General features: G+C 72.2%; 6 protein-coding genes and 1 pseudogene. 3 read left to right on the plus strand and 4 right to left on the minus strand.

Annotation, left to right across the window (positions count from 1 at the left end):
• The 3 genes and pseudogenes from FV222_RS15350 to FV222_RS15360 all read left to right on the plus strand — a co-directional run.
• Positions 1 to 203, plus strand: a pseudogene (locus tag FV222_RS15350) (glutamate--cysteine ligase); the annotation flags it as partial.
• 62 nt (positions 204 to 265) lie between these two features.
• Positions 266 to 538, plus strand: coding sequence for a sulfurtransferase TusA family protein (locus FV222_RS15355; protein ID WP_147753597.1), 273 nt, complete (start codon positions 266 to 268; stop codon positions 536 to 538).
• Between the two features lie 55 nt (positions 539 to 593).
• Positions 594 to 1,166 carry an NUDIX hydrolase gene (locus FV222_RS15360; protein WP_147814958.1) on the plus strand — a complete coding sequence of 191 codons (573 nt, stop codon included), beginning with the start codon at positions 594 to 596 and terminating at the stop codon, positions 1,164 to 1,166.
• A gap of 10 nt (positions 1,167 to 1,176) precedes the next feature.
• Here FV222_RS15360 and FV222_RS15365 read toward each other — a convergent pair whose 3' ends face one another.
• The 4 genes from FV222_RS15365 to FV222_RS15380 all read right to left on the minus strand — a co-directional run.
• Positions 1,177 to 2,076 (minus strand): WecB/TagA/CpsF family glycosyltransferase, encoded by a 900-nt coding sequence (locus FV222_RS15365; protein ID WP_246685482.1) that lies wholly within the window; start codon positions 2,074 to 2,076, stop codon positions 1,177 to 1,179.
• A 19-nt stretch (positions 2,077 to 2,095) separates the two neighbouring features.
• Entirely contained in the window at positions 2,096 to 3,580 is a 1,485-nt protein-coding gene (locus tag FV222_RS15370; protein ID WP_147753595.1) for a GumC family protein, read from the minus strand.
• Positions 3,581 to 3,856: 276 nt separating this feature from the next.
• The gene (locus FV222_RS15375) at positions 3,857 to 4,942 is read right to left on the minus strand and encodes a glycosyltransferase (RefSeq protein WP_147814960.1); all 1,086 of its coding nucleotides are present in this window, start codon (positions 4,940 to 4,942) and stop codon (positions 3,857 to 3,859) included.
• Positions 4,939 to 5,845, minus strand: a 907-nt coding sequence (locus tag FV222_RS15380) for a glycosyltransferase (RefSeq protein WP_147814962.1), incomplete at its 5' end; no start/stop codon positions are given. The genes FV222_RS15380 and FV222_RS15375, both read right to left, overlap by 4 nt.

Genomic DNA, 5,845 nt, shown 5'->3' on the forward strand with positions numbered 1-5,845 from the left:
CCGAAGCGCTCGCCATCGCCCGCGCCGGCCTCAAGGCCCGCGCCCGCCGCGACGCCTCGGGTCGGGACGAGACGATCTACCTTCAGCCGCTGGAGGCGATCGTCGCCGCCGGCCGCTCGCATGCCGAGGACCGGCTCGCCGACTTCGAAGGTCCGTGGAAGCGCTCGGTCGACCCGAGCTTCACGGAGTGCCGGTTCGCGTAGTCCCTTAGGCTCCGACCCGGTCCCTCGACCAAGTCGGCGCCATCCTCGCCGGGGCGCCTCGCATGTCGGACGCAGCGATCGACCTCGACCTCGCCGGGCTCAAATGCCCGCTGCCGGTCCTGCGCACCCGCAAGGCGCTGCGGAGCCTGGCCCCCGGCGCGTTGCTGCGGGTGACCTGTACCGATCCGCTGGCCTCGCTCGACATCCCGAACTTGGTACGGGAGGAGGGCGACACCCTCGAAGCCCTGGACCGGGTCGGCGCCGCGACGTGCTTCTCGATCCGGCGCGGACCGGCCGCGTGCCCCGGAGACTCCGCGAAGCCGCCTCATTCCTGAACGATCCCCCGCCTAGGACAGGATCGACGCGGCTCGATCAGGAAGATCCACAGGCATGGTACCCATCATCCGCGGGACGCGCCTCGTTCATGACGGCTGGGCCCGGTTCCTCGTCGCCGAGGTGACGATGCCGGACGGCACGCGCATCACCCGCGAGATCGAGGATCACGGACGCGCGGTCGCCGTGCTGCCCTACGATCCCACCCGCCGCGTCGCGCTTCTGGTCTCGCAGTTCCGGGCGCCCGTGTTCTTTGCCGAGGGCCCGCTCGACATGCTCGAGACGCCGGCGGGCATCCTCGACGAGGGCGACCCGGAGGAGGGCGCCCGCCGCGAAGCCTACGAGGAGACCGGCGTCGAGCTGACCGCGTTGGAGCGGGTGGTCAGCGCCTGGACCGCGCCGGGCATCTCCACCGAGCGAATGGACCTGTTCCTCGCCGCCTTCAGCGCAGCCGACCGGTCCGGACCCGGCGGCGGGCTCGCCGAGGAGAACGAGGCGATCACGGTCCACGAGGTCGCGCTCGACGACCTCGCGGCCCGGAGCGACCGCGGCGAGGTCGCCGACATGAAGACGCTGACGCTGGTCTTCGCCCTGCGCCTGCGCCACCCGCACCTGTTCGCCGCCGCCTGAGGCGGCCGGTTCACGCGGCCGCGTCGCGTTCCTTGAGGTCGCGACGGACCAGCGCGATGAAGCGCCACGACCGCACGAAGTAGCGGTGGAACAGCCGCCGGGGCGACAGGGCGAAGCGGAACGCCCATTCGAGGCCCGCACGCTGCAGCACGACCGGTGCCCGACGCACCAGCCCGGCGGCGACGTTCACCGCCTCGCCGACCGCCAGCACGATTGGCGTGCCGAGGGCGGCGCCCTGGCGCGTCACCCAGATCTCGGAACGCGGCGCGCCGACGCCCATCACCAGAAGGGTCGTGCCATGTTCGCGGATGCGGGCAGACAGCGCGCGGCCGTATTCCACGTCGTCGACGAAGCCGAAGGGCGGGACGCAGGTGGCGACCGCCGCGGGGTCGTAGCCCGACCGCACCAAACGATCCCGGATCGCGTCGGCGACCGCGTCCTTGGAGCAGACGAGGAAGACGCGCTGCCCCGCCGGACCGGCAAAGAGCGCGTGCGCGAGGAGGTCGTGGCCGGTGACGCGGGCGGCCGGCTGTCCGCGCAGCCGCGCGAGCCAAACCAAGGGCATGCCGTCCAACGTCCGCGCCGCGGCGGCGTCATAGGCCCGCCGGAACGCATCGTTCTCCGACAGCAGGACGATGTGGTCCATGTTGGCCGTGACGACGAGGCGCGGCCCGTCAGACGCCTGCAGCGCCGTGGCCGCCAGGATGCCGGCCGCGGGACCGGCGGCGAAGTCGAGCCCGAACATCCGTATGCCCCAGGCCGTGCCGACCTCGATGCCGCGATCCATGATGGGTTCCGGCGCGGCGTCGGGGCCGCGCCCGAGCGAAGGGTTCGTGCCGGGGGCGGCCCGGGCGCCGGGTGATGCGACACGCGCATCGAAGTGCGCCGCCTTCACCGTTCTGTCGTCCACGAGATGGACCGCGCCGACCTCAAGCATCGGCCGCCCGGAAGCTTCGGGGCGACACATGCGCGGCACGGCGCTCGTTGCGGTCCTTGCGCCGGTCGCGGGCGGCCCCGAGTGAGAGCGCGATGGCTCCACCCAGCAGGATTCCGACCAGAAGCGCCACCGGCAGCACCACCTTCGGCGAGGGCGGCCAGGTGCGGACGCGGGCGGGGACGGCGGGCGAAATGATTCGGACGTTGATGCTGTTCAGCCGCTCCTGCTCGCTCGCCTCGCGCGACCGGCGGAGATAGGTCTCGTAGACGCCGCGGCGGGATTCGAGCGTCCGCTCCAGCTCGCGCAGGCCGACGTTGGCACGGTCGCTGGTGACGGTCTCGGCCTTGGCCCGGTCGAGGCTCTTGCGGATCGCGGCTTCGCTCGCCGCGGCGCGATCGTAATCCTTCTGCGTCGTCTCGATGATCCGCTCCTTCTCGCGCTGGATCAGGCGCTGGAGGTCGCGCTGCTGCGCGTATTGCTCGGCCATCGCCGGGTGGCGCTCGCCGAGGCGGGTGGCGAGCTCGGCGGTGTTGCGCGACAGCGTGGCGTATTGCTGGCGCAGCGCCTGCATCTCGAGGGATTGCAGCATCTCCGGCAGCGCGGTGCTGGCGTCGCCCGCTTTCATCTTGCGGGCCTGCTCCAAGCGCGAGCGCGCTTCGGCGGTCTTGATCTGGGCGGTGACGAGCTGCTGGTTGAGGTCGCCGAGCTGCTGGTCGGTGAGCAGGCGCCCGCTGGAGGCGACGAGGTTGTTGTCCTCGCGAAACTTCTGCACCTTGCCTTCGGCGAGCTCGACGTCGCGGCGCAGGCTCGACAGGCGGCCGTTCAGGGCGTCGGAGGCGCGGCGCGCGGCCTCGGTGCGGGCGCCGGCCTCCTCAGCGAAGTAGGCGTCGCCGATGGCGTTGGCGATCCTGGCCGCCTTCGCGGGATCGCGCGACTGGACCAGCACGTCGATCACGAAGGTGCGCTCGGCCCGGCGCACGGTCGTCTTGGTCTGCAGGGTGTCGATCGCGACGTTGACCGGGTCGCGGCTGCCGGGGGGCGGCAGCATGCCGAGAGCGGTCCGCAGCCAGACGATCGTCGGGTTGTCGGAATCGGGCTTGGCGAACTCGTCGTCGTGCGCGAGGTCGAGCTTCTCGACCGTGCGCCGCAGGACGTTGTCCGACTGGATCACCTTGGTCTGGCTCTCGGCGAGCGACACGCCGCTGTCGGCCTGGGGCGTGCGCGCGCTGACGTCGTTGTCGACGACGCGAAGGTCGGAAGGGTCGACCAGGATCTGGATGCTGGAGGTGTAGACCGGGGTGAGCAGTCCGAGGAACGCGACGGCGGCGGCGACCATGAACAGGCCGCCGAGGACGATGAAGCTCGCGCCCCGCCACAGGCGGCGCAGGATCGTGCCCGCGTCGGTCCGATCGGAGAAGCCCGGCGGCAAGGTCACGTCCACCGGCTCGCCGCGCACGGGGGTCGAGAAATCGAACATCGGTCTCTGTCCCTCACGTACCCGGCATGGCGTCGGGTCGATCCCGTATCGGAGCGGTCCTGTCCCGCCTTGAACAGGGAGCGGCGGGCGCCCGCACTGTTCGACAGCATCTCAGCAATTCGCGGACCGCGCGCCGACCTCATACGGCCAAGCAAAACCTCTCCCGTCGCCTTATAGACAAGTCCGAACCGGGCTTCGGAAGCTGCCGATACGGTTCCATGCTTAACGATACGACGGTTCGACCTTCAATACGTAGTCCGGCTCACGTCTCGGCGATCAAGCCTCGGAACTGACCGCCGCCGGCGGAACGAGGCTGTCGGGTCCGTAGGCGGAGGCGCCCTCCACGAGGTAGGCGCGGAAGGCGTCCACATCGCGCGATGCGAGGCGATTCCAGCGCGCGACGTTCGCGCGCGCATCCGTCGCGGCCTGGCCGAGCCGGCCGGAGCGCATGGCCTCGATCAGCGTGGCTGCGGAGCCCTCCGGGTCGGACGGGTGGATGAACAGCCCGGATTCGCCGAGCACCTCGCGGAACACCGCGTCGTCGGGCGCGACCACCGGCAGGCCGCCGTGCTGGATTTCCAGCAACGGCAGGCCGAGCCCTTCCGCCTTCGAGGTCGAGAGCAGGAGGTGGGCGCTTCCGGCGAGCGCCCGCAGGGCTTCGTCGCCGACATAGCCGTGCCAGGTCAGGAACGGCGGCGGGTCGTCGAGGAAGGCGTGGCGGCCCCAGCCGAGGCGGCCGACGACGTGCAGCTCGGCGGGCACGCCCGCCCGGTTCAGGGCGGCCGTGAGCGCGATCGCGGCCGGGTAGTCCTTGCGTGGCTCGATCGTGCCGATCGCCAGCAGGCGCAGGGGCGCGCCGGGGCGGAAGGTGGCTGGGCCGGGCAGGCCGGCGAGGCCGAACACGTCGCGCACGCCGGGCCGCAGCAGCGCGACCAGCGCGTCGTCTGCGCAGTGGCGACGCAGGTCCGCGCCGGTCTGGCGCGAGATCACGAGGAAGCGCCGGCCCCAGCGCATCGCGAAGCGGAAGGCCGGGGCCATGTAGAGCCGGCTCTTCCAGGCCAGGTCCTGCGGCCGGTCGAGGAGGAAGGTGTCGTAGACGCAGAGGATGCAGCGCTTCGAGAACGGCGCCATCAGCGGGCCGGGAGGAAAGCCTGCCATCAGGAACTGCGCGTCGGGCTCGCGCGCCGCCCGCAGCGGCAGGCCGACCTGCTGCGCGAGGATCATCCCGGGGAGGCCGCGGCTGCGAAGCGGCCTGACCTCGCGGCCGAGCATCGCCGGCGTGAACTGGTCGAGCGCGACCCGCTCGATGCCGGTGACGTGGCCGCGGACATGGGTCTGGTCGAGGTAGATCGGGCCGTTCATCGACGGCCTCCGCGCAGGGATCGAAGGCGGGCGGCCCAGTACAGGCCGCGCCGCGCCCAGGGCGGCAACCTGCGGCCGAGCAGGCGCTGCTTGGCGCGGCGCAGGCCGCGGACGAATGGGCCGGATTGCGCCGCGACGAGGCCGGTGGCGGCGACCGCCGGCATCGCGGCGAAGGGAAACTGGCCGAGCATCTCCGGTGCGAACCGCAGGCGGTGGCCGTGGCTCGGCACCATCCCCCGCTCGCGAAAGACCCGGTCGAGCGACATCGCGCAGGCCGCGGGGCTGAACCGACTCTCCAGGGCGATTCGCGCGAAGGCACCGAGGCGGGCGAGGCCTGCGCGGTCGGCGACCAGCTCGACCAGGGCGTCGCCGAGCGCGCCGGGCTCCACTGGAACCAGCCGTCCGGACACGCCGTCGATCACCGACGTGGTCAGGCCGGCGGTGCGGTAGGCGAGCGTCGGCGTGCCGCACAGGCCCGCTTCGATCGGCGTCTGGCCCAGGGTCTCGAGCCGGCTCGCGGTGACGTGGAGGTCGCAGGCGCCGTACCAGGCGGCGAGTTGCGCCTCGTCGGCGACGAGCCCGGGCGCGAACAGGTTCGGCAGGGCGAGGCGGGCCGGGTTGTCGAGGCGCCCGATCGCGACGAAGCCGATGCCGGGGCCGGCGACGCGACGCAGGGCCTCGGCGAGGTCGCCGACGTTCTTGTCCGGCCCGTCGAGGACCACCGCCGAGACCAGGATCAGCAGGTCGTCGGCGGGCAGGCCGAGGGCGCGGCGCATAGCCGTCCTGTCGCCTGGGCGGAAGACGTTGGTCGGAAACGCCAGCGCCAGGGGCGCGACCACGGTGCCGGGCGGTGCTCGCCCGGACTGACGGGCCGATCCTGCTCGCCAACTCGGCCTGGACGGC

Origin of the sequence: Methylobacterium sp. WL103 (assembly GCF_008039885.1) — a bacterium.
GTDB classification, from domain to species: Bacteria; Pseudomonadota; Alphaproteobacteria; order Rhizobiales; family Beijerinckiaceae; genus Methylobacterium; species Methylobacterium cerastii.

What these genes read in the sequence shown, in the direction of transcription:
- FV222_RS15375 (WP_147814960.1), bottom strand. Translation starts at nt 4,942, where the DNA reads ATGAACGGCCCGATCTACCTCGACCAGACCCATGTCCGCGGCCACGTC.
- FV222_RS15360 (WP_147814958.1), top strand. Translation starts at nt 594, where the DNA reads ATGGTACCCATCATCCGCGGGACGCGCCTCGTTCATGACGGCTGGGCC.
- FV222_RS15355 (WP_147753597.1), top strand. Translation starts at nt 266, where the DNA reads ATGTCGGACGCAGCGATCGACCTCGACCTCGCCGGGCTCAAATGCCCG.
- FV222_RS15370 (WP_147753595.1), bottom strand. Translation starts at nt 3,580, where the DNA reads ATGTTCGATTTCTCGACCCCCGTGCGCGGCGAGCCGGTGGACGTGACC.